The following is a 25,214-nucleotide window of genomic DNA, read 5'->3' as shown; positions in this document are numbered from 1 at the left end:
TCTATTCGTTTTTTCTGTAGTTTACGCTTTAATAATCCTTTAATATCCCCAATCGGCTAAAGTTCACCTGGTTATGAAACAGCTTCTATTATTTCTCAGCCTCTTGACGGCATCTGTCGTACTAAATTCCTGCTCAAAAAGTAGTGATCCTGCACCCGACCCAGTTGTGGGTACGTGGAAACTAGATCGGATCCGCACCAGTGGATTTGTAGCCCCTTTCACCACTTTATATCCTAATGCGGACAATGATCCATCAGCTTTTGATTATCAGGATAGTTTTACCACCAAAACCGATAAATCATTTTCGGGAACGGTTCGCACTAGTGGTCAAGTGATTGATTATACTGGCAACTGGGAGTCTACCAGTACTACGCTGACCTTGAAAGATACGCAGGGAAACACGGATACGTATACACTGGATGCCACTAAAACACCAAATCAGCTTCTTGGTGTGGTTATCGCTGCCAGCGATTCGCTAACCAATCCAACTACGAAAAAATTAGAATTGGTTAAGTATAACCTTCAACTTATTTACACAAGGCAGTAGTACAAACTCCGATTTATACGAAAAAGGCCACTGAGTACTCAGTGGCCTTTTTCGTGTCAACCTGCCCCACCGTTCACTAAATAGCTGATCAAACTCGGCTCAGAAAATAATCAGCATTTTTTATTTGGCAATTATCATATTTTACTCACATAAATTTTGATTACTATATAATAGTCAAAATTATTTGCATACAATTTCAACTTGAAGACTCTTTTTTGTGGGCATTAATTCGTACTTTCACAAAACCCTATCTACTAAGGACTTATATTTGTCTTTACTCTTATTTAATCCAGTATTAATACAAAAAACACATGTCATCACAACTATCTCGCCGGGACTGGCTACGCGCCAGCGGCCTTATCACAGCCGGTTTTGGTTTGAGTAGATTTACCCCTGCCGAAGCCAGCGTTCCTAATGCCCCATTGGTTTCTGGGTTTACCAATGAGTTCGCCTTCGCTGATGACCCATTCGACAAGATGCCTAAGCTTCGGGCACGGTTGTTCGCGAATGAGAACCCGCTTGGCATTTCACAGAATGCAAAAGATGCTCTTATAAAAGCCACTGAACTGGGCAACCGCTACGCCTGGATGGAATTCGGGCAATTGAAAACGCTTATTGCTACCGACGATGGTGTGAAACCGGCCAATATTATGATGTCGCCCGGCTCGTCGGATATCCTGATGGCCGCTGCTGATCACTTTGCGAAAAGCGGTGGTACGATCCTGACCAGCACCATGACGTATGACGACCTGCTCCAGCGGGCCGAGAAGTTCGGCGCAAAAATCAAGGCGCTGCCGATGACGAAAGAGTACAAATTTGACCTCAACGCAATCAAGGCGAACATTACGCCCGATGTGAAGATGGTCTATATCGTCAACCCGAATAACCCAACCGGCACCATCATTCCAACCCCAGAGCTGGAAGCGTTTATTCGCGAGGTGTCTCCTAAAGTACCGGTGTTCATCGACGAAGCCTATATCGACTTCTACGAACCTGCCGACCGCCCTAAACTGGGCAAACTGGTGGCCGAGGGCATGAACGTGATTCTGGCGCGTACCTTTTCGAAAATTCATGGTTTTGCCGGCTTGCGTCTGGGGTATGCCATCGCACAGCCCGACATGCTGAAAACACTAAAATCCTATACCAACGGTGATTTTGCGGTAAGCATTACTACGCTTATGGCCGGTATCGCCAGCTACAAAGACATCGAGTGGCAGAATCATTGCCGCGCCGAAAACGCGAAAGCCCGCGCCTATACCTCAAAAGCGCTGGCCGATCTGGGCTATGAAGTGATTCCCTCGTCCACAAACTTCATCCTGTTCCCAATCCGGATGAAAACCAAAGCCTTTGAGGGGCAAATGTTCGGGCAGGGAATCGGTATCCAGACCCGCGATTTCAACGGTCAGCCGTATTGCCGCGTTAGCGTAGGCACCATGGACGAAATGGCCATCTTCATGGATGGATTTAAAAAAGTAGTAGGGTAAACGGAAAGAGAGGGAATAAAGGGAGAAAGGGGAAGAGAGGGAATAAGGAGGAGAGAGATTAAAGGAAATATAGCTTTTCCCCCTCCTCCTTCCTCCCACTCCTCCCTTTATTCCCCCTCCTCCCTCTCCTCCCTTCTTTTTCTATGACAAGACGCGACTTCATCAATTCAACGAGTGCCAGTTATGCCAGCATGCTGGCGTGGGGAATGCTTCAGCCCGCGCCAGCATCGGCAATTGATTTACCTGCCAATGGGCTGAAAGCAGATGGCAAAGGGCGAAAAGTTATTGTGTTAGGAGCTGGTCTGGCTGGTATGACCACCGCTTACGAACTCGGCAAATTGGGCTATGATTGCACGGTTATTGAAGCCCGGTCTCGCTCAGGTGGGCGTGTCTGGACCGTTCGGGGTGGCACCAAGGAAACCGAATTAAATGGGGGTACGGCACAGACCTGCTCGTTTGAAGACGGCCTGTATTTCAACGGGGGAGCCGCCCGGATTCCGCACCACCACCAGATTACGCTGCACTACTGCCGGGAATTGGGCGTACCTCTTCAGATTTTTAACGGGGCAAACGAATCCGCTTACCTGTATAACGATGGTGGAACCGGCGACTTTGCGAACCGACGAATGCGGATCAGTGATTACCATCACGACATGCGCGGCTACACCTCCGAGTTGCTCGCCAAGGCGCTCGATCAATCGTCGCTGGATCATCAATTGACGAAGGAAGATGTTGAAAAGCTGATCGATTTTCTGAAAAACGAAGGTGATCTGAACACGGCTCACCTTTATAAAGGCACCAATCGCCGGGGGTATAAAGCCAAAAGCGATCCGGGTGCAGGCCACACCCCAGGCACGCTAACAGACCCCTACGGCCTTACCGATTTGCTACGGTCGGGCTTTATGCAACCGGTTTTCTACAACGTGGGCGATTATGCCTACGAACAGCAGTCTACATTACTGCAACCCGTTGGCGGCATGGATGCCATTCCGAAAGCGTTGGAGAAAAAACTACTGGGTAAAATTATCTTCAATGCGCCCGTTAGTGAACTCCGCAAAACCGAAAATGGCGTTCGGGTTGTGTATAAGAAGGACGGCAAGCCCGTTGAGCTAACGGGCGAATTCTGCGTATGTACGCTCCCGTTACCCATGCTCAAAAACCTCGAATCCGACCTGTTGGGAACGGTAAAGCGAGCCGCTGACTTTGTGCCCTACATGAAGACAGGCAAAATTGGCTTACAATTCAAACGGCGATTCTGGGAAGAAGACGATGGTATTTACGGCGGCATTTCGCGCACCAATATGGACATCAACCAGATCTGGTACCCGTCATTTGGGCTACAGGGCAAAAAAGGTGTACTGATCGGCTACTACAACTTTTATAGCCGGGCAGAAGCGGTGGGAGCCATGCCGGTTGCTGAACGCGAAAAAATTGCACTCGCCCAGGGAAGTAAAATCCACCCGCAATACCCGGCCGAATTCGACAATTCGTTTTCGCTAGCCTGGCACCGTTTACCCTACAGCGGAGGAGGCTGGGCCGTGTACGACGACAATACACGCAAGAAATATTATCCTTCCCTGCTGGAACCCGATGGTAACATTTATTTTGCTGGTGAACACACAACGTACCTGACCGCCTGGATGGCCGGAGCATTCACGTCTGCCCGCCGAACGGTTGAAGCACTCCACGCCCGAGTGGGCGAATACACGAAGAAGTGAAATTATAAATACCATGAAAAACAACCTGCTTTCTCTCCTAATTTTCCTCGTTTGCGCCATTACGACCCAGTTACTCAGTCAGCGCGTTTGGGCTCAATCAGCCTCAGCCAGCATGACGGTTGAGCAACTGAAAGCCGTGAAGGCCATTAAAATTGCGAACCTCGACAAAGACACCTATTTCAAATCGGGTGGGTTTATTCTGGATCGCTACGAGGAACGGCCTGCGTATGTGTTCACCTACAGCGATGGCATTACCCGGAAAATCTATCTCTATAAAGTGTTCACTGCCGAAGACACCAAAGAACTTGGTTTACTAGCTATTTACCAGAACACCAAAACCAATGAGGTAAAACCCTTCGTCATTCCCGGTGCCTCGGCCGACCGTAAAGCCTGGGACGCTTATATCGATGACCTCAAATATGTCGGGGAAAAAGAACCCGGTCTGATGTCGACCCTCACGTTTGTACTGTCGCGCGAGATGGCGAGCCTGATGTCGGGTGGTGGTGCCAAAACCGAGGAAGGTAGTGGCAAGAAAAAAGAAGAATACAACTTCTGCTTTTCGGCCGATGCCCCCGTAACCATGGCCGACGGTTCCTCGAAGACCATCAGCACGGTAGCTGTAGGCGACGTTGTACTAGGTTATGAGGCAACAACGAAAACCCTTGTCCCAACGCACGTTACCCGTGTAGACACCCACGCAGGTGACTTCGCGTTAGCTGGTGTTTGGCTGACGCCCGTAAACGAACTTACGGCTGACAATCGTAGCGCCATGACAGCCCCAACGCTGCTCGAAGCAACGGCGAATCACCCTGTTCTGACCGCCACGGGCCGTAAGGCGCTGGGCGACGTAAACGCAGGTGAGGTTCTGTATCGTTACGATGCTTCTTCAACTACAGTTTCGACCTATAAAGTTGTCCGGACAGAGAAAGCTGTTCGGTCGGTGAAGTCAGTGTATAATCTGGTGACTGAATCGGGAGCTTACCTGGTTGGCGAGACAGTCGTATTAGACAAGTAATCGCGGTCTCAACGAACTTTTTTTATCCTAACAGCGCCCTCTCGATCTTATCAGTAAGATCGAGAGGGCGCTGTTGTTTCTGCATGTTAGCGCATTTAGTACCCGGCATTTTGCGCACCAGCCCTATTGTCCCATTCCACTTTTGCCCGTACTTTTGTTTGACAGAATACTGTATGCTTGCATACTAATTTTTCAGCAAAATTATGGCCGAAGCCTTCATTTATGATGCCGTCAGAACACCTCGCGGACGAGGCAAAAGTGACGGTTCGCTGCATGATGTGCAGCCCATTCAACTTCTCACCAGCGTTCTGCGCGAACTCCGCGATCGTAACCAGCTCGATACATCACTCGTCGATGATGTAATTATGGGTTGCGTAACACCCATTGGTGAACAAGGTGCCGACATTGCTCGCACAGCCGCTCTTGAAGCGGGCTACGATGAGTCGGTGGCGGGGGTGCAACTGAACCGTTTCTGCTCGTCGGGGCTGGAGGCTATCAATATGGCAGCCGCTTATGTGATGTCGGGGCAGGTCGATGCGATTGTAGCAGGTGGCGTCGAGTCGATGTCGCGCGTACCGATGGGCTCGGACGGGGGCGCGTTGTTTATGAATCCGCAGATTGTAGCTCGCCATAACATTGTACCACAAGGAATTTCAGCCGATTTGATCGCGACTAAATACGGCTACTCCCGGAACGATGTCGATAGTTTTGCCGCCGAATCGTACCGCCGGGCCGTTGAAGCACAAGCAAACAATCGATTCGCCAGAACGCTCGTACCGCTCAAAGATGAAATTGGTGTAACCCTGCTTAACCACGACGAAGGTGTTCGACCCGGCACAACAACCGAGAGTTTGGGCAAACTCAAACCCGCTTTTGAAGCGATGGGACAGATGGGTCTCGATGCACTTGCCCTACTTAAATATGCCGAGTTCGATAAAATCAACCATGTTCATCACGCGGGTAACTCTTCGCAGATTGTTGATGGTGCCGCTGGTGTATTAGTTGGTAGCAGGGAGTTCGGAGAAAAAACTGGTTTGAAGCCCCGAGCTCGTATTAAAGCCTTCGCTATTGTGGGTTCTGAACCGACGATTATGCTTACGGGGCCGGTTCCGGCAACCCGCAAAGTGCTCAAACGGGCAGGCATGAGCATCAGCGATATTGATCTATTCGAAGTTAACGAAGCGTTCGCAGCCATACCCATGCTTTTTATGGATGAGTTTGGCGTAGATCATAACAAACTGAATGTTAATGGAGGAGCTATTGCCCTCGGCCATCCGTTAGGTGCAACGGGTGCTATCATTTCGGCCACCCTTATCGACGAACTCGAACGCTCGGGCAAACAATTCGGCCTCTCAACGCTCTGCATCGGGGGCGGTATGGGTATCGCAACGATTTTTGAACGGGTGAATTAAGCTAAATCACTGATTTGCTGCACAAGCTGGATTCTCTCACCTAAACAGGCGGGCGCAAAATCGGTATCGTAACTAGCTAATTGGGTAATCCCGCTAAGTTTGCAGGTAGCTAAAATGAGCGCGTCGTTAGGGAGTAAATTGTAGTGCTCCATATAGCGCAAATAAAGTGGGATGACGGCAGAGCCAGGCTCAAGAAAAATCATTTCACTTAAAAAGTCGGCTGGGTTATGCTGCTCAATTATAGCAGGAATCGTTTTGTCCCGCTTCAGCGTCACAGGAGCTTTACCACCTTCAATAATAAGTAAGTAAAATGTATATTCACTTAGAACGATCTGATTGATACACATCTCATACGTGTCGTTCTCAATTAGGTATTCGAATAATTCTGTCTGCGTTCCTTTAGTGCTTTCAACCAGAATAGAACTGTCGAGGAAGATTCTACTGCTCATAAACATTGTAATCTTCTTCCCTGAAGTCAGTCTTAACCCGATTAAGCTTCGCAAAGAATGCCTGGGAAGCCTCCGCCAATGTTCTTCCCTTGGGTTGCGACGACTCTTCTTTGGCCGGCCGAAACTCGATGATAATAGGTTCATCACGCATTTCATCAGGTACCTTAAATGTAATCTGCCCGTTCTGCGGTTTTTGAATAAGTCTTATAGCGCCCATAGCAACTTCGTTTTTGGTAAAAATACAACAATCTTTTCAAGCATGATAAACTACACCGTAGACCAAAACATAGCCATCATTTCGTGGGAGATGACCTCCGCTCCCATGAATGTTCTTAACGACGAATCCATTCCGCAATTTGAAGCTGCTCTGCAACGTGCCTTTGCCGATGAGTCGGTTAAAGGATTGATCATCACCTCAGCAAAACCGGAGTTTGTTGCCGGAGCCGATCTGAAAATGATTCTGCGCAATAACGATAAAGACCCAGCCGAGATGTTGAAGGTTTCATCGGAGTTGAACCGGGTATTTCGAAGCATCGAAACATCGGGAAAGCCAACCGTAGCCGCCATTAACGGTACGGCGCTTGGGGGTGGATACGAAATCTGTTTAGCCTGCCATTATCGGGTCGCCCTAAACAATCCGAAAACCGTACTGGGCCTGGTTGAGGTAACCATTGGCTTGCTGCCCGGTGCGGGCGGTACCCAACGGTTGCCGCGTATGATTGGCATACAAGCTGCCTTACCCCTGATTCTGGAAGGCAAAAAAGTGGGTGTTCAGGAAGCAAAAAACCTGGGTATGATTGATGACATTGCCGATAGCCCTGCCGAAATGATGGACAAAGCGCGTGCCTGGATTAACGCCAACGGAACGTCCGCCCGGCCAAAGCCACTCAAGCCCTGGGATGAAATAGATCGAAAAACCGGCAAGATTGTTGGGAAAGATAATTTCAAGATACCAGGCGGCAACATTCAGAGTGTTGTAGGGGCACAAACGTTTGGAGCTGGAACGGCAATGCTCATGGATAAAACCAAAGGTAATTACCCCGCCCCGCTCGAAATTATGGCTTGCGTGTACGAAGGTTTACAGGTTAACATTGATCGGGGATTAGTCATCGAAGCCCGGCATTTCGCGAAAGTAGCAACCTCGAAAGTGGCCAAAAATCTGATCCAGACTATGTTTCTGGGCATGAACGAAGCCAACAAAGGAGCCAGCCGCCCAAAGGACCAATCCGGACTCGGAACCGCTAAAACCGATGTGAAGAGACTCGGCATTCTGGGCGCAGGATTGATGGGTGCGGGCATTGCTTACGTGTCAGCACAGGCAGGTATTGAGGTTGTTTTAAAAGATGTATCGGTCGAGGCCGCCGAAAAAGGAAAAGACTATTCCCGACAACTGCTCCAGAAAGGGGTTGAGCGCGGTAAGGTAGACCCGCAAAAAGTAGGTGGGATTCTTAACCTGATCAAGCCCACTGCCGATGTTCAGGAGTTGCAGGGCTGCGACCTCATCATTGAAGCCGTTTTCGAAAACCGCGACCTAAAAGCGCAGGTAACCCGGGAAGCCGAGCCGATGCTGGCACCGGATGGCCTCCTTGTTTTCGGTTCTAATACCTCTACCCTACCCATCAGCGGACTGGCACAGGCATCGACAAATTCGGAAAACTTTATTGGCATTCACTTCTTCTCGCCTGTCGATAAGATGATGCTTGTGGAAATTATCATGGGGAAACAAACGTCGGATTATGCCCTGGCAGTCGCGATGGATTTCGCCCGAAAGATTCGCAAAACGCCCATTGTTGTCAACGACTCACGCGGCTTCTATACCTCTCGTTGTTTCGGCACTTATTCATCGGAGGGAATGGAGTTGCTGAAAGACGGCGTGAATCCCATTCTGATTGAAAACGGTGGAAAAGACGCCGGAATGCCTGTCGGACCGTTGGCCGTAACGGACGAAGTTGCACTGGACCTGGTCTATAAAATTGCGGGGCAGGGCATTAAAGACGGTGCTATTCGTGAAGACGATACCAGCTATCAGGTTGCCAAACAATTTGTTGACCTTGGGCGGTTGGGCAAGAAATCGAAAGCCGGTTTCTATGAATACGCCGACGATCGAAGTAAGAAACTTTGGCCGGGCTTACAAGACCTGTTTCCTAGGGCCAGCCAGCAACCCACACTTGATGAAGTGAAAACGCGCCTGCTGTATCGGCAAGCCATTGAAGCCGTTCGGTGTTTTGAGGAAAACGTAGTCCGTACCCGATTAGACGCCGACCTCGGTTCTATTCTGGGTTGGGGATTCCCGGCCTACACTGGCGGGGCTTTGTCATTTGTTGAGTTCGTAGGCATCGAAACCTTCGTTAACACCTGCGACCGATTAGCCGACCAATATGGCGAACGTTTCCGACCGACGGAAAAATTGCGCGGGCAAACAGGGGCAAAGACATTGGTATAGCCAGTTAAAATCACAAAGTATCATTTTGTGATTTTGAGTCTGCCTGGTATCCTCGGTCCATGTCCTCACCATAGCTGTCAGTCGTTACCAGGTGGGAGTTTTTCACGCCTTTCAGACGCAATTATAACCATCTACGAAAGTTTGGTTAGGGAATTCGCGTACTTTTATCATATTCGTCTTTTCATCTCTTGAACCAAATAGTTCATTCCTTTCCCTATGCAACTCGAAATAAAAGACCTGTCTAAGACTTACTCCAATGGCGTTCGGGCGTTGAAAGGCGTTTCACTGACGATCAAGCAGGGCATGTTTGGCCTGCTGGGGCCAAATGGCGCGGGTAAGTCTTCCCTGATGCGAACCATTGCTACTCTTCAGGAAGCGGATAGCGGTAGCGCACAACTCATAGGCTTGCCTGAGGGAGACCTGAATGTGCTTACTCAAAAAGATGCGGTTCGTCGGGTACTGGGCTATTTGCCGCAGGAATTTGGCGTGTATCCGCGCGTAACGGCAGAGGCCATGCTCGATCACATTGCGTCGCTTAAGGGTATTGCCAATGGGCGTGAGCGGAAAGAGATTGTGCAGGGATTGTTGCAGAAAGTGAATCTCTATGACGTTCGGAAGAAGAACCTTGGCACGTACTCGGGTGGGATGAAACAGCGCTTTGGCATTGCTCAGGCCCTTATTGGCACCCCAAGATTGATTATTGTTGATGAACCTACGGCCGGACTTGACCCTGCCGAGCGTAACCGATTCCATAATCTACTTTCCGAAATCGGTGAAAACACGATCGTTATTCTGTCTACGCACATTGTGGAAGACGTTACGAATCTCTGTTCCGACATGGCTATTATTTGCCTAGGCGAAGTGGTGGCAACAGGTAATCCGAACGATCTGGTGAAAGACCTGAACGGCAAGGTCTGGCAGAAGTTTATCGATAAATCAGAGATTGCTACCTATCGTCAAACGCATCGCGTGATTTCGACCCAGCTTAAAGGTGGTAAAACCCGGATTCATGCGTATAGTGATTTGCCGCTGGCTGATTTCGACGCAGTAACGCCCGATCTGGAAGACTTGTACTTTGCCAAGATTACCGAAAAAATGGAAGTGACAACCGTCTAATAAATAGTATTAGGAGTGAGGAGCGAGTAGTAGGAGTTGCTCACTAGTCATTAGATACCCACCTTTTAAACGTGCATTCACATGGAAAAATCTAAACATTTTCGGGAGTTAATTGTCTGGCAGAAAGCTCATCAACTTGTGTTGGCTGTTTATAATTTGACTAAAAATTTCCCAAAAGAAGAATTATTTGGGCTTACATCGCAACTACGAAGGAGTGCAGTTTCTGTTCCTGCTAATATTGCTGAAGGTTATCGCAAACGGACTATTCCTGATAAGTCAAAATTCTTAAATATTGCACAGGGTTCGCTGGACGAAACACACTATTACCTCATTCTAGCACAAGACCTGGGTTATGTGAAGACAGACGTACTTCAGAATAACCTTGAAGACGTTGCCCGGCTTTTAACAGCCTATTATAACGCTGTCGAAGCCAAGCGGTAGCTTTTCTCCTAATACTCGCTCCTCACTCCTATTACTTTATTACTAAAGCCATGTTTGGAGAAATTTTCAAATTCGAGCTAGCCTACCGGTTGAAACGACCCGCTACCTATCTCTACGCCCTTATCTTATTCCTCTTTACGTTTCTCTTCGTCATTTACGGCAGTGGCCCAGCCTCGGAGAAAACGAATATCAACTCGCCCTACGCCATTAGCCAGTTTGTGGTTGTACTGACCATTTTTGGGATGTTGGTCGCGTCAGCTATCATGGGTGTACCTGTTTACCGCGACATTGAGCATAATACCAAAAACTACTATTTCAGCTTTCCCATCACCGAACGAGGTTATTTACTGGGCCGATATTTCGGGTCGTTTGTGGTACTACTTGGGATTATGGCGGTTGGGATGCTGGGTATCGTTATCGGTTCGTTACTAGGGCCAATCTTTAACCTAGCCGACAATACCGAGCGCTTTGGGCCGATTCGTTTTCGCGATTATGCCTATCCGTTCCTCGTGTTTGTGGTGCCAAACATGTTTCTGGTCGGCAGTATTTTCTTTGGGTTAGTCGCCTTCTCGAAACAGGTATTTACGACCTATGCTGGTAGTATCCTACTGTTTATTGCCTATCTGCTGGGCTCTACGCTCTCGCAGGATCTGGAGAATAAGCAACTCGTTAATCTGCTCGACCCCTTTGGCTCCTACGCCTACGATACGGCAACTAAATACTGGTCGCCGGTGGAACAAAATACGCTGCTGGCCCCTTTGGAAGGTGATTTGCTGATTAATCGACTCATCTGGTTTGGTGTAGCGTTACTGGTTTTTGCCTTTACTGTGCTTCGGTTTAGTTTTCCTCGCTTTCTGGCGATTAAGTTGGGCAAGAAAGCCAAAGACGAGGCCGAATCTGAAAAGGCTCCATCGTTGGCGAGCTTACCAACGCCCACGCCTGTGTTTCAGGTCGGTACGTATATTCGGCAGATGTTTCAGCAAGCCAGTCTGGAATTTCGGAGTATCGTTCGCGATCCCTATTTCATCGCTATTCTGCTGGGCGCGGTATTGTTCCTGTTTTTAGATGGCTGGTTCGGGTCAGAAACCTACGGTACGCCTTCGTTGCCAACGACTTATGCCATGCTCGAAGCCCGTAATGGTACGTTTTTCTTCTTCGTACTCATTGTCGTGATCTTCTACACCGGCGAAGTGGTTCACCGTGATAAGGTCGTTCACTATGATACCATTGCCGATGCGTTGCCCGTTCCCGATTGGATGAACTACGGGGCTAAACTGCTGTCAATGACCTACGTTTGTCTATTGCTGAGTACGTTGATTATGGTATCGGGGGTGTTGAATCAGACCGTCAAGGGCTATTTCAATTATGAATTTCCGCTCTACTTCCGCGATATCTATGGCATTGCCTTTACACAGTATTTCCAACTGGTGATGCTGGCGTTTTTTGTGCATACGATGGTCAACCAGAAGTTTGTAGGGCACATTGTTACACTGGCCGTTTACATCGTCATTTGGGCAGTTCCTCAGTTTGCCGAGTTCAACTACCGACTGGCCATTCCTTTTTCGGGCGGAACAGTTCAGATTTCCGATATGAACGGATTCGGTCATTATCTGGCTGCCCTGGCCTCGTTTCGAATCTATTGGTACGCCTTTGGTGGCATGTTGCTGGTACTGGCTCTTTGGTTCTGGAATCGGGGTGCCGATACGGCCTTTAAAGCCCGCTGGCAATTGGCCCGGCAGCGGATGGGCCGATTGTCGATGGTTTTGTTTGCGCTTGCCTTGGTTGTGTTTGTGAGTATGGGTGCCTGGATTTACACCAATGTCAGCGTGAAAAACCGCTACCTGTCTGCCGATCAACAACGCGAACTACGATCAGCCTTTGAGAAGACATATCACAAATATGTCAATGTACTACAGCCCAAAATCACGAGCGCAAAACTCAATGTCGATGTGTTCCCGGATGAGTTCAAGGCTGTAGCATCAGGTGTGTTTATGATCGTCAATAAAGGACACCAGCCCATCGACTCGCTGCACATGACGATGCCCGCTGATAATTTCCATCGGCAACTGACTAAATTCATGATCGGTGGCGAAGCGCCGAAAATGATTCTTAAGGACGAGAACCTGGGCTACTATATCTACCGATTGCCCAAACGACTGAACCCCGGCGATTCGGCGCGGATGGATATGACCGTGACGGGACAATACGTTGGCTTCAGCAATGCGGGCGATAATCGGGATGTAGTAGCCAACGGCACTTTTTTCAATGTGGGCATTTTCCCTGGTTTCGGCTATGATGCTGGCCAGGAATTAGATAGCGATAAATACCGTAAGAAGTATGGCTTGCCCATCAAAGAATGGACGGCTCCGGCCCAAAACGATTCACTGGGTCTTCGCGACTTTCTGTTTACCGATGATGCCGATTGGGTAACTTTCGAAGGAACTATTTCGACCACTCCCGACCAGACAGCCATTATGCCCGGTGAATTGGTAAAAACCTGGACGGCAAATGGTCCAGACGGAAAACCCCGCAAGTATTTTCAATACAAACTCCCCGGATTCTCCGATTATTTTTTCAGTATGTGTTCGGCTAAGTACGGTGTGAAACGCGATAAATGGACAGGACCTGACGGAAAAACGGTAGCGTTGGAAGTCTATCATCATCCCGGTCATGACCGCAACCTGGATCGGTTTATGGCGAGTATGAAAGCGTCGCTAAGCTACTATACCAAGAACTATGCGCCGTTTCCCTACCCAGTCTTGCGGGTGCTGGAGTTCCCGCGTTATGCCGCTTTCGCGCAGTCGTTCCCCACAACGGTGCCGTATTCGGAGGAGTTTGGCTGGGTTGGCGATTTTCATGATCCAAACAAAACCGATTACGCCTATTACGTGACGGCTCACGAGGTGGCACACCAGTGGTGGGGCCACCAAATTATGCCCAGCCGGACGCGGGGTTCGAATCAGATTTCGGAGACAATGGCGGAATACTCAGCGCTGATGGTACTCAAACAACGGTACGGGGCCGACGCCATGCCGAAGTTTTTGAAGTATAGTCTTGATCGCTACCTGCGTGGCCGGGCCAATGAAGATAAGTTCGAAGCCAACATGCTCGACAACGATACGCGGTCCTATGTCTGGTATCAGAAAGGCTCGATGCTGATGTATGCCTTGCAGGATTATATTGGCGAGACTCGCGTCAATCAGGCGATGAACGACTATATGAAGGCAGCGCGCTTCCGGCAAAAAGCACCATTTACGACTTCGCTTGAATGGTACAGTTTCCTGAAAGCCGCCACACCAGATTCGCTCAAACCCTGGCTGACTGATAATTTCGAGAAACTAACGCTGTACGATAACCGCATCACCAAAGCCGAAGCGAAATCGATTGGCAACGGGAAATACAGCGTGAAGCTATATGTCCGAACTGCCACTGAGTATTACGACAAAACCGGAAAGGAGCTGGCAAAAGGAAAAGGTCCGGTCATTGCCGACATCGCCGTACTAACCGATGATGGTAAAAATAAAGATGGCCTAACCACCAAAGTACCACTATTGATGCAAAAACGCAGCCTGACACCCGGCGAACACGTGATTGAGGTAACCGTAAAAGGCAAGCCCGTTAGAGCGGGTATTGATCCGTACAACAAGTTGATCGACCGCGTTTCAGATGATAATCTGGTGAAAGTTGATATGCTCTAGATTATGAAAAAAAATCTGTTTAATCACCTCTTTCGGGCGTTTCACCTCACCCCAGGCCCCTCCCGCAACGGCGGACCGCCTAAAACTAGGAGAGGGGGGCAATCTCGCCCATTTTTTAGCCCCTCTCCTGGTTTTCAGGAGAGGGGTTGGGGTGAGGTGAAATGCCGAGGAGTACTCAATCGAGCCATTTCTTTCACTTGCCTAATCTGCCTAGCTACCTTACTCGCGTTAACACCGCCAACCTACTGGCGCCCACCCGCCGACAGTCGAATTCCGGCCGGTGAGCTTGGCAAGCAAATTCGCTATGGCCGTGAGTTAATTGCTCATACGGCCAAATACCTTGGGCCCAAGGGCTCCGTAAAGCAATTATCCAATGGCATGAATTGCCAGAATTGCCACCTCGATGCGGGTACGAAAGTGCTGGGCAACAATTACTCCGGCGTATTTTCCACCTATCCCAAGTTTCGGGAACGTTCCGGAGCGGTCGAAACCATTGTGAAGCGCGTGTCCGATTGCTTCGAACGCAGTCTGGCGGGAAAAGCACCCGATAGTGCAAGTCGCGAGATGAAGGCCATCGTAGCGTATATGCAATGGCTGGGCACCGACGTTCCTAAAGGTGAGCGACCCGAGGGCGTAGGCCTTGTCAAACTAGCCTACCTGGATCGTGCAGCCGACTCGACAAAAGGCCGTATGGTCTATGTAGCTAAATGCCAGGTCTGCCACGGTGTAAAAGGCGAGGGTATGAAAGTAGCTGGCACCAAAGAATATACGTATCCGCCCATGTGGGGGCCGAATAGCTACAACGATGGGGCTGGGTTATTCAGATTATCGGGCTTTGCGGGCTACGTAAAAAACAACATGCCGTTTGGAGCGACCTACGCCAGCCCGCAACTGAGCGATGAGGAAGCATGGGATCTGGCGGCTTTTGTCAATTCCATGCCGCGTCCGCATAAAGATCAAAGCAGCGACTGGCCCAAGATTGCCAGCAAACCCGTTGATTTTCCCTTTGGTCCCTACGCCGATTCGTTTAGTGAGCAACAACACAAATTTGGGCCGTATCAGCCAATTGCCGATGCGCGAAAAGCGAAGTAACTTTACTCAAAATCAAAAACTAAAAACATGAAGAAGTTCATCTATCTGTTCGTTCTGGCTTTCCTGGCCGCTTTAGTACCAGCTATAGCACAAACAAGTGAGACGGGTTCGTTTCATGGCGCACAACCCACCAAAGAACGATACCACGCCGTTTATCAACTTAATACTGGTGATACAGCCGTTATTCGGCATGCGCTGGCCAATATTCAGAACTCGCTGAACGACCCACGTTTGAAAGGCAAACTTGACATTGAATTGGTCGTGTATAGCGGTGCATTTGTCGCCTACCAAAAAGGGAAAGCTTATTTCGAGAAAGAACTTCAGAGCCTTCAGAAACAGGGTGTTATTCTGGCCATGTGCGAAAACACCATGAAGATGCGGAAGCTCAGCCGCGATGAAATGTACCCTTTCGTGAGCTACGTACCCACCGCCAACGGTGAACTCATCATCCGCCAACAGGAAGGATGGGCCATTATTCGTCCGTAACTAAAACAGGATTTTTGGGAGAAGCCGTGCCACGGTTCGAACCGTGGCACGGCTTCTCCCAAAAATCCTGTTTTTAACCAAAACTGCCCGCTGCTGCAATTGCCGTAGCGGGCAGTTTTGGTTAATGCAGGTATAAACTCGTATTTTGGCATACGTTTACTAAAAGCAATTATGTTACGCTCGCTCGAAATCAAAAACTACCGCAACCTTCGCCACCTGACTATTGAGAAGTTAGGCCGGGTGAATTTGCTGGTTGGGAAAAATAACACGGGAAAGACATCGGTGCTGGAAGCGGTGATAATAATTATCAATGAGGGAAGTTTGTCGACATTTCAAGATCTAGTTGAAGAGAGGGGATATAGTATAAGAAATGGGACTTGGGAAGATGTTATTAAGTCTTATTCTTCTCTGTTTACAGATCGCCCATTCCCTCTTCATTCAAACCATGTTTTAGAGTTCAAAGCAAGCAAAACGATTGAAAATGATAGTATTGACATTAAAGTTAATATTGTTAGCTACACTAATCGCTTTGAAAAAAACTCAGAGAATCAGTATACGAAAGCTGCTATCCAAGTTAGCGACTTGGCCGAAATGTATAACCAAGAAATTGATGCACAATTAGGGCTTGAGATAAATATTAATGGTACATCACAAATAGCTCATCTATTCAGCTATGCAAGACCCATCAAAGGGAATATAAAGTCAGATAGTATAAATGTGAACTACCAATTTGTCAAGACAAGCAATAATCAACCTAATAATGATTCTTTGTGGGATACTATAACACTGACAGACAATGAAGATTACGTTATGCAAGCCCTACGAATTTTAGATGAAAATATATCTAGACTTGCATTTATTGATGATGATCAATATTCTTCTTTTAATTCTTCCCATGAAAGGAAACCTATTGTTAGATTAAAATCAACAAAGAATATAATTCCACTCCGCTCAATGGGTGACGGTATCAATCGAATCCTCACAATCATTCTCGCAATGGTTAACTGCGAGAATGGCTATCTGCTCATTGATGAATTTGAAAATGGCCTCCATTATTCTGTTCAGGAAAAACTCTGGGAAATTATCTTTTATCTCTCGGAACGGCTTAATATTCAAGTGTTTGCGACAACGCACAGCCTTGACTGTGTAGAAGCGTTTTCAGCTATACTCAATAATGGGAAACAGGATAAAGAGGCTGGCGCCATGATCCGACTCGAAAATTACGAAGGTAATATTGAAGCGACGGTGTATGACGCCGACGAAATCCAGTCTACCACCCGCGTTCATGTTGACCCCCGATGAGTAAGCAGATTGATCGTACTAAGTTTCCATTTAAATTATTGGTCGAAGGGCAAGACGACATGTACGTAGCGGCCAGTATTCGAGACAAGCATCAATTAGCCGATAATTTTGAGATTATAAATTGTCATGGCGTTGAGAAAATGCCTGACCAAATTGTCGCCCGAATTAAACTCAAACGGTCTACGATTAACGCAATTGGTATTGTGATAGACGCTGACCAAGACTTAAACGCACGTTGGAATAGCATCCGTGATCTTCTCCGTAAAGAAGGCTATACGGTTCCACCATCACCTGCAAAGGAAGGAACTGTTATTGAAGGTATTAATCGTAATCCTACCATCGGGATATGGCTTATGCCTGATAATGAAACAGAGCCTGGGATGTTAGAACATTTTGTGGAAAGCTTGATTCCAGATAATGATAGTTTACATCCCAAAGTGATACAGATACTCGCTGAAATTGAGCATGAGGGTTTGAATCGCTATACCTTGATTCACCATAAGAAGGCACTCATTCATTCATGGTTAGCCTGGCAGGAGGAACCCGGAAAACCTATGGGGACTGCTATTACCGCTACCTACCTCGATCACAACGCCGATCTCTGTCTCCGCTTCGTCAACTGGCTAAATTTGCTCTTTAACGCTTAATAGCCATGCTCGATTTTCGTCTGAATGTATTCTACACCGTTGCCAAGCGACTTAGCTTTACCAAAGCCGCGGCTGAATTGTATGTAACACAACCGGCTATCACGAAGCACATTCAGGAACTTGAACACCGGTTCGGTACGGCCCTCTTCGACCGGCGCGGGAATCAAATTAGCCTGACAGCCGCTGGCAATTTGCTGCTCAGTCATGCCGAAACCATTATGGCGACCTATCGTCAACTGGAATTCGACATGAATGCGCTCAAGGGCAAACCTGCGGGCGCGCTTCGGGTGGGTGCCAGTACGACCGTGGCCCAATACGTGATTCCGCCGGTATTGGCTCGGTTTCATGAGCAATCTGCCGATGTGGCTATTTCGCTCCTGAGCGGTAATACCGAACAAATTGAGCAGGCACTTCTCAACAGCGATATTGATTTAGGACTGGTTGAAGGCCGAACGCATCACAGCGATATTCGCTACACCTCCTTCGTAAAAGACGAACTCGTACTCATCTGCCGTGCCGACCATCCGCTGGCCAACCGCGACGAGATTACACTCGATGAACTACGCGCAGTTCCTATTGTTTTGCGGGAACGGGGCTCTGGTTCGCTGGAAGTGATTGAACATGCGCTCCGGGGCGTTGGTGTGAGGCTCACCGATTTAACCGTCGAAATGCAGTTAGGGAGTACCGAAAGTATCAAATCCTATCTCGGAAGTTCGCGCTGTATGGCCTTTGTATCGGTCTTTGCCGTGCAACATGAACTACAGGCCGGAACGTTAAAAATCCTTGATGTACAGAATCTTTCTATCCAGCGAGATTTGTATTCAATTCAATTGCAAGGTGTTAGCGAAGGACTGGCCGACACATTCATGCGCTTCGCCCGACAACATTATAAACGGGGCTAGTTAGTGGAGTAGGTGTAATGAGTGAAGTGGGTGTACTAGGTGGAGTGCGTGTAATGAGTACGTAATTGAGCCACTTACTACACTCACTCCACCTACTCCACTACTGCACCCTATAAAGCCAGACCCGCCAATAGCTTTCTGATTCGTCAAACACTTTTTCCAGATGTAGCCGATTTTCGGTTGCGTTATGGATGGGTACGGCAGATATAACATATTGGCCATTTAGTGCCACCAGCGCGTCGGTATTAATTTGAAGATGATCGACGGCTTGATTTTGGGTTTTCCCAAATAGGTAATTCATCCCCAACTCCGCCGTGTAGAGATAGACCCGACAAGCGTAGGCATCATAATAAACCCGCATTTGACGGGTACCTTTGGCCAGCTCGGTCGCAATGATTTTTCGGAACGCGTATTTGTAAGGAAGCGGGTAATTATTTTGATAGCTATCCAGCGTGTAGAAACCATTGAACTGGGCAACGGATGGATGCATACCCAGACAAATGACCCGGTACTCGGCTTGTGGTCGGCCAATGTAATCGCGGATTTGTGCAAACTGTTTTTCGGCAAAAAATGCGCGGAACGATGGCTGTCTAGCCTCGGTAATAGTGCCTGCCATTTTGCCAATATTGATTCGCCACTCTTTATTGGCAAAAATCAGTAAGGTCAGTTGCACGGCCAGAAACAGTCGATTCCAGCGATCATTGGCCCTGAACTGCCGCAACGCCAGCGCGAATAGAAAAAACCAGAGCGTTGGAAGCAGGAAATAGAACCGGTCGAACTGAAAGACCCGGAATTTCAATCCCAACGAACTGTCGCCTAGCCAAACGACGAGGTAATGATAAAGTCCGTGAATCAGGCAAATGACGAGCGTCAGAATTGGTACACCAATGAGCCAGCGGACTGCCCGAAAATCCTGTCGTCGGTAAGCTCGCCAGGCACTCAAGGCAGCAACAATCAAAATGCCCACCGTGAAAAACGCACCCGTGTTGAACATCGGCCAAACGAACAGATCGATACTACGGCGCAGACTGTCGGCGAGTTTCATGGAGCGCAATTGGCTATAATCGAACTCCGTGCGCTGCGAGATATATGTCTGATTAATAAATCCGTAAATCAATTCCCATTCGCTGGCTATATATAGGGCCGCGAGCAGGAGTAAGCCATTGATATAAACCAAATTGAGTTGCCGAAGACGAAGCATCTCCCAGAAACCAATTACGCCCAGCGCGATGCAGATGAACAAGCCTGCCCAAACGAAAAAGGAATAGAATGGAAAGAGTATAATAATGAGCCAGTTCGTCGGAATGCCGCACCACCAGTATGACCGTTTTCGTAATAAGTTGATAAACGCAAACAGCAACAACGGTTGCCCCGTTACCGATGCGCCATGAACGATGTAACAAGGTACCAGTGCGAACAGAAACGCCAGAGCTACGCGAGTGAACGCCCAGTTGGATTCGGGCAAAACATGCTTTTTGAGCAGTAGATACATACCCACAAACCCAATGCCGTGTACAGCCGAGAAGTTGACAACTTGGGCTGCATAAGGAGGCAACAGCCAAAATGAGAGCACTTCAAGGTTCAAGCCGGTCCGAAAGGCTGAGCGTGGAATACCGGTGAAGGGCCCACCACTCATCATGTTCGGAATGACGGTTTTTAAGTCGAAATCGAAAGCGGTTTTGGTCGTCTTTAGTAAGTAGAGATATAGAAAATCGCTGTCTAAGTTATCATGAATCGTCAGGTGCGCGCCTTCGCCAAGCCAGATATAGGGGAAAACGTAAAGTGCCAATAGGCCACAGGCAAGCAGCAGATACGTTTTTTCAGAAGAAGAATGGTCAGTTAGCGAATGAGGAGACATAATGAACTAAACCTTACCCATGAGGGGTACCACAAAAGTACTGAAATTCGACCAAATGGCCGGATGGTGGGCGAGCCGCCGGGTTTTTCGTACTTTTACAAACAGAACCCCAATCACCATGCAAACTTCGTCTACATTACTGGTAGCAGCCTCAATCGTTCTGGCAACTACCTCCATACAGGCTCAAACCCGGCCCGCCAAAGCTGCTACTAAAAAAGAAATCAATACGCCCAGACTGCCCGAATATACTATTTCTCGTGCTGAGGTTGAAGCGCATACCCGTTTCCTGGCCTCAGATGAGTTGCAGGGTCGGCGGACAGGCGAGCCGGGCAACTGGACGGCCGCCCGCTACATTGCTGAGCAATTTCGCCAACTCGGCCTTAAGCCTGCCGTAACGACGGGCACTCAGTTTGATTATTTCCAGCGCATTAACTTCGAAAAATCGAAAGCCGCTACCTCAGCTACGTTGGTTATCGGGAAAGACACCCTTCGGCTCGGAAAAGAACTCGTGCTGATGGCGGGTAACCCAACCGATATTTCGGGCGAAGTTCTGTACGTTGGGTACGGCCTGACGGATGGAGAAGATGGCTACAAAGGCCGCGATGTGAAAGGCCGGATTCTGGTAGCGCAGGGAGGCTCGCCCGAAGCAAAGAGCCCCGGCGAAATTTTTCGGGCATCCGTAGAAAAACGCAAACTGGCTACCGAAAAAGGAGCGGCTGCCCTGCTTGAACTCTATAGTGAATCCGTTCCCTGGGGCCTCGTGAATCAGTATTTCACCCGTGAGCAATTGACGGTGGCTGCTAACTCCGACACGAAAGCACCAGTAGCTCATTTGTGGGTGAACAATACGAATAATCAGTACAAACAACTGAAAGAAGCTAATCCAACCATCACACTACATACGTCGGGACGGCAACGAATTGCGATTGCCTCGGCAAATGTGGCCGGAATTATTGAGGGTACGGACCCGAAGTTAAAGGATGAATATCTGGTCTTATCGGCTCACTTCGATCATATTGGCGTTGGCAAACAAGGTGGCAGTGCGTATCAGCCGAGCGACAGTATTTTCAACGGAGCGCGCGATAATGCCATTGGTGTAGTTGCCTTGCTGGAATCAGCTAAAGTCCTGATGCAGCAACGCCCCAAACGGTCGGTACTGGTACTTGCCCTTACGGGCGAAGAAGTGGGTACGCTTGGGAGCCGGTATTATACAGAACACCCACTGGTCCCCTTGAAACAAACCGTGTTTGATCTTAACTCGGATGGTGCTGGCTACAACGATACGACGGTTGTATCAGTTATAGGGTTGGAACGGACAGGGGCTAAATCTGAAATCGAAACAGCTGCCAAAGCATTCGGCCTGGGTGTGTTTGCCGAACCCGCACCTGAACAAGGGCTTTTTGATCGTTCGGACAATGTTCATTTTGCAGCAAAGGGCGTACCGGCTCCAACTTTTTCGGCCGGGTTTAAAGCGTTCGATGCAGCCATTGGGAAATACTATCATCAGGCCATCGACAATCCCGAATCGCTGGACTTTAACTACGTTCAACATTTTTGTCAGGCTTATGCCTATGCTGCCCGTCTGATTGCCGACCGGGCCACCCGTCCGCAGTGGTCGGCGGGAGATAAATACGAAGCGGCTGCAAAAGCGTTGTATGGGTATTAGTAGAGTTTTTCAGAAGGTGCTTTTTACTACATAAGTGGGTTTCCGATCAACCCGGATAAAAACCGTCTGACAAAAGAGAAAACTAAACCTCGAAAGTCAACGTTTATTGACTACTAACGATACGCTGATATGTTGCTTAAATATTTGTTTATCATCACCCTCATTATTCTGTTTGTACCACCGGTACGACGATTTGTCTTTTACCTGTTGGTTGGCCGACAATTAGTGAAGCAGCAGAAACAGCAGGCAGCTGGCCGGGGAGGTCGTCGTGAAGGCGAGATACGTGTGGAAAACCGCCCTGAAAAAGAAACGAATTCCCGCTTTAAGGGAGGTGATTATGTTGATTATGAAGAAGTTAAATGATTGTTTGACTATATAATAAAAATGCCCGCCAACCGTAATGCTAGCGGGCATTTTTAATGTACGGTCGTTTCTTCTTCTTTTTTATACTTTACGGCTAAACCCGTCATCACGTACCCATTATCGGTAGTGGAGGTGTAGTAGGTATACTTAACCGACACCAGGGCATCAGCACCGAGTTTCTTGGCTTGCATGGTCAGGCGGGCCAGCATCAATTCTTTCTGCTGCATATCATTTCCCCGACTAAGCATGCGTTGGTTTCCCGATTGCCGTTGGGTGAGCGGAACTTCGCCTTTTACTTCCAGATCCTGCAAGGGTGCAAACGGGCGTTCGGGGCGCTGCGTGTCATAAAATACATCAACCGGATAATGTGTCTTGTGCTGTAGGTAAACAAGGGGTTGAAAGCAACCCGTTACACCCAGCATACTAAGTATGACCAAAAGCCTTCCCATGATTATTTGTTTTGTATAATCATTCATTATTCATCAATAGTACTTCGCTTACTACTCTCGGGTAATGTTCATGCTCAAGCACCTGAACTTTCCGGGCTACGTCATCGGGTGTATCAGTAGGGGTAACCGGGCAATGCGCCTGGAAAATAATCTGACCTTCGTCGTAATGCTCGTTCACGTAGTGAATGGTTATACCAGATTCCGTCTCGTTGGCCGCCACAACGGCTTCATGAACGAAGTGCCCGTACATTCCCTTCCCTCCAAATTTAGGTAATAAAGCCGGGTGAATGTTAATAATTTTATTCGGAAACGCCTGTACCAGCCCACCCGGCATAAGCCACATAAACCCGGCTAATACAATCAAATCAATTCGTTGATCGATAAGGAGTTGGGCAATACGGTTTGTATCGTAAAACGTTGTTCGGTCGAAAAGTAAAACCGGAATATGTAGCCGCCTGGCTCTCTCGATCACACCCGCCTTCGGGTTGTTTGAGACAATCAGCGAAATCTCAACCTCAGGGTTACTTGTGAAATACTCAGCAATTTTTTCGGCGTTTGAGCCGGAGCCGGAAGCAAACAGAGCAATGCGTTTCAAGGAGTGTTTGATCATTAATGTGGTGTCGGGTTCTCAAACCCGACATTTCGCGTCAGCTATTGTGTCGGGTTTGAGAACCCGACACCACAGAACAGAGTCAAAATTACAACTTTTGCCTATTTTTGTGGATACTCGCCTGAATCTGATGCTGGCAACGAACCAACTCACGTTTGAATACGGCCCCGCGAAACAGTTTACGTTTCCGGATGTCCAATGCGCTAATCGCGAAGCCCTTCTGATTTTAGGAAGGTCTGGTACTGGCAAAACTACCTTCCTGCATTTACTGGCTCTGTTGCTGAAACCGAAGAGTGGCTCTGTTGTTATTGATAAAACCGACCTGACAAAACTCAGCGTGGCCGATACAGCTGCGTTTCGGGCTAAACACCTGGGTATTGTTTATCAGAAGCCTCACTTTGTCAGTGCGTTATCAGTGATGGATAACCTACTGATGGCAAATTATTTAGCCAATAAACCGCAGGATAAAAACCGCGCCCGCGAATTGGCCAGCCAGTTGGGATTTGTAGAGCAACTTAACAAGAAAACCAACCAACTCAGCCAGGGCGAACAGCAGCGAGTTAGTATAGCACGCGCCGTTATGAATCAGCCTGATGTGATTCTGGCCGACGAACCAACGTCCAGTCTCGACGATGAAAATACCAGTCGGGTAGTGCAACTCCTGCGTGAACAGTCGGAGCAAATCGGAGCCAGCCTGATTGTTGTTACCCACGATCAACGCCTAAAAGATGCGTTTCAGAATCGGGTTGTTCTTTAAGGGTATTCATTATAGTTTCACTATGCGCAAAATTCTATTACTGCTGTTCTTGATCCCCGCTCTTTCGTTGGCCCAAAATCGGAAGAAGAAAGATTACCTTGTTTCGCTCAATACAACCTATGGCACCATGCGGCTTGTGCTGTATGACCAAACCCCGAAACACAAAGAAAACTTCATTAAACTCGTCAATGAGAAGTTTTACGACAGTCTGCTGTTTCACCGGATCATTCCCCTATTTATGATTCAGGGGGGCGATCCAAATTCTCGAAAAGCCAAGGCAGATCAGCCACTTGGGAACGGCGATGTGGGCTATACGATCCCGGCAGAATTTGTGCCATCGCTCTTTCATAAAAAAGGTGCACTAGCCGCTGCCCGCGATGGTAATCCAGCAAAAGCATCAAGCGGTTGTCAGTTTTATATCGTACAGGGGCGCGTTTGGGACGATGCAGGTTTGCAAAAGCAACTGGAGCGTATTCAAACCATGAAAGGGCATATGCCCACTGATGAGCAGAAACAAGTTTATAAAACGCTTGGTGGCGCTCCACATTTAGATGGAAACTACACCGTTTTCGGCGAAGTGGTTGATGGCCTGGCCATCGTAGACAGTATTGCCAAACAGCCTCGTAATGAAATGGATCGACCGAATCAGAGTATTCGTATGACGATGACTGGCGAGTGGATAAAGAAAAAGAAAATTACAAAGCAGTATCATTATCCGTATGTAGTAGCAAGGACCGAGAAGTGAGAAATTGCTGCGTG

At 48.3% G+C, this 25,214-nt stretch carries 23 protein-coding genes; 18 read left to right on the top strand and 5 right to left on the bottom strand.

Going from position 1 to position 25,214, the window contains the following annotated elements; translation table 11 throughout:
- Nucleotides 1-73 precede the first annotated feature (73 nt).
- The 5 genes from ACYVGO_RS06665 to ACYVGO_RS06645 all read left to right on the top strand — a co-directional run bounded on the left by ACYVGO_RS06665 (nucleotide 74) and on the right by ACYVGO_RS06645 (nucleotide 6,176).
- Nucleotides 74-547 carry a hypothetical protein gene (locus tag ACYVGO_RS06665; protein ID WP_142776006.1) on the top strand — a complete coding sequence of 158 codons (474 nt, stop codon included), beginning with the start codon at nucleotides 74-76 and terminating at the stop codon, nucleotides 545-547.
- A gap of 311 nt (nucleotides 548-858) precedes the next feature.
- Entirely contained in the window at nucleotides 859-2,031 is a 1,173-nt protein-coding gene (locus ACYVGO_RS06660; RefSeq protein ID WP_142776007.1) for a pyridoxal phosphate-dependent aminotransferase, read from the top strand.
- Between the two features lie 143 nt (nucleotides 2,032-2,174).
- Complete coding sequence (locus tag ACYVGO_RS06655; protein WP_460968494.1) at nucleotides 2,175-3,749, top strand: flavin monoamine oxidase family protein; 1,575 nt, start codon at nucleotides 2,175-2,177, stop codon at nucleotides 3,747-3,749.
- 13 nt (nucleotides 3,750-3,762) lie between these two features.
- Nucleotides 3,763-4,764, top strand: coding sequence for a Hint domain-containing protein (locus ACYVGO_RS06650; RefSeq protein WP_460968492.1), 1,002 nt, complete (start codon nucleotides 3,763-3,765; stop codon nucleotides 4,762-4,764).
- 203 nt (nucleotides 4,765-4,967) lie between these two features.
- On the top strand, nucleotides 4,968-6,176 hold the full coding sequence (locus ACYVGO_RS06645; protein ID WP_460968491.1) for an acetyl-CoA C-acetyltransferase: 1,209 nt from the start codon (nucleotides 4,968-4,970) through the stop codon (nucleotides 6,174-6,176).
- Here the strand turns inward: ACYVGO_RS06645 and ACYVGO_RS06640 are convergent.
- A complete protein-coding gene (locus ACYVGO_RS06640; RefSeq protein ID WP_460968490.1) occupies nucleotides 6,173-6,625 on the bottom strand; it encodes a type II toxin-antitoxin system VapC family toxin in 453 nt (150 codons plus the stop codon). The two genes, ACYVGO_RS06645 and ACYVGO_RS06640, sit on opposite strands and share 4 nt — an antisense overlap.
- Nucleotides 6,615-6,842 (bottom strand): hypothetical protein, encoded by a 228-nt coding sequence (locus ACYVGO_RS06635; RefSeq protein ID WP_460968488.1) that lies wholly within the window; start codon nucleotides 6,840-6,842, stop codon nucleotides 6,615-6,617. Before ACYVGO_RS06635 ends, ACYVGO_RS06640 begins: the two co-directional genes overlap by 11 nt.
- Nucleotides 6,843-6,884: 42 nt before the next feature.
- On the opposite strand from ACYVGO_RS06635, the gene ACYVGO_RS06630 reads away from it, so the two are divergent.
- The 9 genes from ACYVGO_RS06630 to ACYVGO_RS06590 all read left to right on the top strand — a co-directional run bounded on the left by ACYVGO_RS06630 (nucleotide 6,885) and on the right by ACYVGO_RS06590 (nucleotide 18,752).
- Complete coding sequence (locus ACYVGO_RS06630; protein ID WP_460968486.1) at nucleotides 6,885-9,068, top strand: 3-hydroxyacyl-CoA dehydrogenase NAD-binding domain-containing protein; 2,184 nt, start codon at nucleotides 6,885-6,887, stop codon at nucleotides 9,066-9,068.
- A 216-nt stretch (nucleotides 9,069-9,284) separates the two neighbouring features.
- Nucleotides 9,285-10,184, top strand: coding sequence for an ABC transporter ATP-binding protein (locus tag ACYVGO_RS06625; RefSeq protein WP_460968484.1), 900 nt, complete (start codon nucleotides 9,285-9,287; stop codon nucleotides 10,182-10,184).
- A gap of 81 nt (nucleotides 10,185-10,265) precedes the next feature.
- Nucleotides 10,266-10,625, top strand: coding sequence for a four helix bundle protein (locus tag ACYVGO_RS06620; protein ID WP_460968481.1), 360 nt, complete (start codon nucleotides 10,266-10,268; stop codon nucleotides 10,623-10,625).
- A 50-nt stretch (nucleotides 10,626-10,675) separates the two neighbouring features.
- Nucleotides 10,676-14,323 carry an ABC transporter permease/M1 family aminopeptidase gene (locus ACYVGO_RS06615; protein WP_460968480.1) on the top strand — a complete coding sequence of 1,216 codons (3,648 nt, stop codon included), beginning with the start codon at nucleotides 10,676-10,678 and terminating at the stop codon, nucleotides 14,321-14,323.
- 3 nt (nucleotides 14,324-14,326) lie between these two features.
- Nucleotides 14,327-15,415, top strand: coding sequence for a c-type cytochrome (locus tag ACYVGO_RS06610; protein ID WP_460968478.1), 1,089 nt, complete (start codon nucleotides 14,327-14,329; stop codon nucleotides 15,413-15,415).
- Between the two features lie 27 nt (nucleotides 15,416-15,442).
- Nucleotides 15,443-15,901, top strand: a complete 459-nt coding sequence (locus tag ACYVGO_RS06605; RefSeq protein ID WP_460968477.1) for a DsrE family protein — start codon at nucleotides 15,443-15,445, stop codon at nucleotides 15,899-15,901.
- Between the two features lie 171 nt (nucleotides 15,902-16,072).
- A complete protein-coding gene (locus ACYVGO_RS06600) occupies nucleotides 16,073-17,203 on the top strand; it encodes an AAA family ATPase (RefSeq protein ID WP_460968475.1) in 1,131 nt (376 codons plus the stop codon).
- On the top strand, nucleotides 17,200-17,850 hold the full coding sequence (locus ACYVGO_RS06595; protein WP_460968473.1) for a DUF3226 domain-containing protein: 651 nt from the start codon (nucleotides 17,200-17,202) through the stop codon (nucleotides 17,848-17,850). Before ACYVGO_RS06600 ends, ACYVGO_RS06595 begins: the two co-directional genes overlap by 4 nt.
- A gap of 5 nt (nucleotides 17,851-17,855) precedes the next feature.
- On the top strand, nucleotides 17,856-18,752 hold the full coding sequence (locus tag ACYVGO_RS06590) for a LysR family transcriptional regulator (protein ID WP_460968471.1): 897 nt from the start codon (nucleotides 17,856-17,858) through the stop codon (nucleotides 18,750-18,752).
- A gap of 100 nt (nucleotides 18,753-18,852) precedes the next feature.
- Here the strand turns inward: ACYVGO_RS06590 and ACYVGO_RS06585 are convergent, their stop codons facing one another.
- The gene (locus ACYVGO_RS06585) at nucleotides 18,853-20,610 is read right to left on the bottom strand and encodes a DUF6044 family protein (protein WP_460968470.1); all 1,758 of its coding nucleotides are present in this window, start codon (nucleotides 20,608-20,610) and stop codon (nucleotides 18,853-18,855) included.
- A 118-nt stretch (nucleotides 20,611-20,728) separates the two neighbouring features.
- Here ACYVGO_RS06585 and ACYVGO_RS06580 point away from each other — a divergent pair, with 118 nt between their 5' ends.
- Together ACYVGO_RS06580 and ACYVGO_RS06575 are read left to right on the top strand one after the other, a co-directional pair.
- Complete coding sequence (locus ACYVGO_RS06580) at nucleotides 20,729-22,276, top strand: M28 family peptidase (RefSeq protein ID WP_460968468.1); 1,548 nt, start codon at nucleotides 20,729-20,731, stop codon at nucleotides 22,274-22,276.
- 129 nt (nucleotides 22,277-22,405) lie between these two features.
- On the top strand, nucleotides 22,406-22,639 hold the full coding sequence (locus ACYVGO_RS06575; RefSeq protein WP_460968467.1) for a DUF4834 domain-containing protein: 234 nt from the start codon (nucleotides 22,406-22,408) through the stop codon (nucleotides 22,637-22,639).
- Between the two features lie 53 nt (nucleotides 22,640-22,692).
- Here ACYVGO_RS06575 and ACYVGO_RS06570 read toward each other — a convergent pair whose 3' ends face one another.
- Both ACYVGO_RS06570 and purN read right to left on the bottom strand, forming a co-directional pair.
- Nucleotides 22,693-23,088 (bottom strand): hypothetical protein, encoded by a 396-nt coding sequence (locus ACYVGO_RS06570; RefSeq protein ID WP_460968465.1) that lies wholly within the window; start codon nucleotides 23,086-23,088, stop codon nucleotides 22,693-22,695.
- Between the two features lie 19 nt (nucleotides 23,089-23,107).
- Nucleotides 23,108-23,698, bottom strand: coding sequence for a phosphoribosylglycinamide formyltransferase (purN, locus tag ACYVGO_RS06565; protein WP_460968463.1), 591 nt, complete (start codon nucleotides 23,696-23,698; stop codon nucleotides 23,108-23,110).
- Nucleotides 23,699-23,828: 130 nt separating this feature from the next.
- Between purN and ACYVGO_RS06560 the strand changes: the two genes are divergently transcribed.
- Together ACYVGO_RS06560 and ACYVGO_RS06555 are read left to right on the top strand one after the other, a co-directional pair.
- Nucleotides 23,829-24,455, top strand: coding sequence for an ATP-binding cassette domain-containing protein (locus tag ACYVGO_RS06560; protein WP_142776914.1), 627 nt, complete (start codon nucleotides 23,829-23,831; stop codon nucleotides 24,453-24,455).
- A 22-nt stretch (nucleotides 24,456-24,477) separates the two neighbouring features.
- On the top strand, nucleotides 24,478-25,200 hold the full coding sequence (locus ACYVGO_RS06555; protein ID WP_460968462.1) for a peptidylprolyl isomerase: 723 nt from the start codon (nucleotides 24,478-24,480) through the stop codon (nucleotides 25,198-25,200).
- Nucleotides 25,201-25,214: the final 14 nt, after the last annotated feature.

This window comes from Spirosoma migulaei, assembly GCF_054776855.1.
The sequence above is the reverse complement of the archived record's forward strand: the minus strand, read 5'-3'. Positions and strand labels throughout refer to the sequence as shown.

Bases quoted from the DNA above. Each gene is read 5' to 3' on its own strand.
- ACYVGO_RS06650 (WP_460968492.1), top strand. From the start codon at position 3,763: ATGAAAAACAACCTGCTTTCTCTCCTAATTTTCCTCGTTTGCGCCATT.
- purN (WP_460968463.1), bottom strand. From the start codon at position 23,698: ATGATCAAACACTCCTTGAAACGCATTGCTCTGTTTGCTTCCGGCTCC.
- ACYVGO_RS06635 (WP_460968488.1), bottom strand. From the start codon at position 6,842: ATGGGCGCTATAAGACTTATTCAAAAACCGCAGAACGGGCAGATTACA.
- ACYVGO_RS06585 (WP_460968470.1), bottom strand. From the start codon at position 20,610: ATGTCTCCTCATTCGCTAACTGACCATTCTTCTTCTGAAAAAACGTAT.
- ACYVGO_RS06640 (WP_460968490.1), bottom strand. From the start codon at position 6,625: ATGAGCAGTAGAATCTTCCTCGACAGTTCTATTCTGGTTGAAAGCACT.
- ACYVGO_RS06645 (WP_460968491.1), top strand. From the start codon at position 4,968: ATGGCCGAAGCCTTCATTTATGATGCCGTCAGAACACCTCGCGGACGA.
- ACYVGO_RS06630 (WP_460968486.1), top strand. From the start codon at position 6,885: ATGATAAACTACACCGTAGACCAAAACATAGCCATCATTTCGTGGGAG.
- ACYVGO_RS06625 (WP_460968484.1), top strand. From the start codon at position 9,285: ATGCAACTCGAAATAAAAGACCTGTCTAAGACTTACTCCAATGGCGTT.
- ACYVGO_RS06580 (WP_460968468.1), top strand. From the start codon at position 20,729: ATGCAAACTTCGTCTACATTACTGGTAGCAGCCTCAATCGTTCTGGCA.
- ACYVGO_RS06665 (WP_142776006.1), top strand. From the start codon at position 74: ATGAAACAGCTTCTATTATTTCTCAGCCTCTTGACGGCATCTGTCGTA.
- ACYVGO_RS06610 (WP_460968478.1), top strand. From the start codon at position 14,327: ATGAAAAAAAATCTGTTTAATCACCTCTTTCGGGCGTTTCACCTCACC.
- ACYVGO_RS06560 (WP_142776914.1), top strand. From the start codon at position 23,829: ATGCTGGCAACGAACCAACTCACGTTTGAATACGGCCCCGCGAAACAG.
- ACYVGO_RS06590 (WP_460968471.1), top strand. From the start codon at position 17,856: ATGCTCGATTTTCGTCTGAATGTATTCTACACCGTTGCCAAGCGACTT.
- ACYVGO_RS06605 (WP_460968477.1), top strand. From the start codon at position 15,443: ATGAAGAAGTTCATCTATCTGTTCGTTCTGGCTTTCCTGGCCGCTTTA.
- ACYVGO_RS06600 (WP_460968475.1), top strand. From the start codon at position 16,073: ATGTTACGCTCGCTCGAAATCAAAAACTACCGCAACCTTCGCCACCTG.
- ACYVGO_RS06655 (WP_460968494.1), top strand. From the start codon at position 2,175: ATGACAAGACGCGACTTCATCAATTCAACGAGTGCCAGTTATGCCAGC.
- ACYVGO_RS06595 (WP_460968473.1), top strand. From the start codon at position 17,200: ATGAGTAAGCAGATTGATCGTACTAAGTTTCCATTTAAATTATTGGTC.
- ACYVGO_RS06575 (WP_460968467.1), top strand. From the start codon at position 22,406: ATGTTGCTTAAATATTTGTTTATCATCACCCTCATTATTCTGTTTGTA.
- ACYVGO_RS06660 (WP_142776007.1), top strand. From the start codon at position 859: ATGTCATCACAACTATCTCGCCGGGACTGGCTACGCGCCAGCGGCCTT.
- ACYVGO_RS06570 (WP_460968465.1), bottom strand. From the start codon at position 23,088: ATGGGAAGGCTTTTGGTCATACTTAGTATGCTGGGTGTAACGGGTTGC.
- ACYVGO_RS06620 (WP_460968481.1), top strand. From the start codon at position 10,266: ATGGAAAAATCTAAACATTTTCGGGAGTTAATTGTCTGGCAGAAAGCT.
- ACYVGO_RS06555 (WP_460968462.1), top strand. From the start codon at position 24,478: ATGCGCAAAATTCTATTACTGCTGTTCTTGATCCCCGCTCTTTCGTTG.
- ACYVGO_RS06615 (WP_460968480.1), top strand. From the start codon at position 10,676: ATGTTTGGAGAAATTTTCAAATTCGAGCTAGCCTACCGGTTGAAACGA.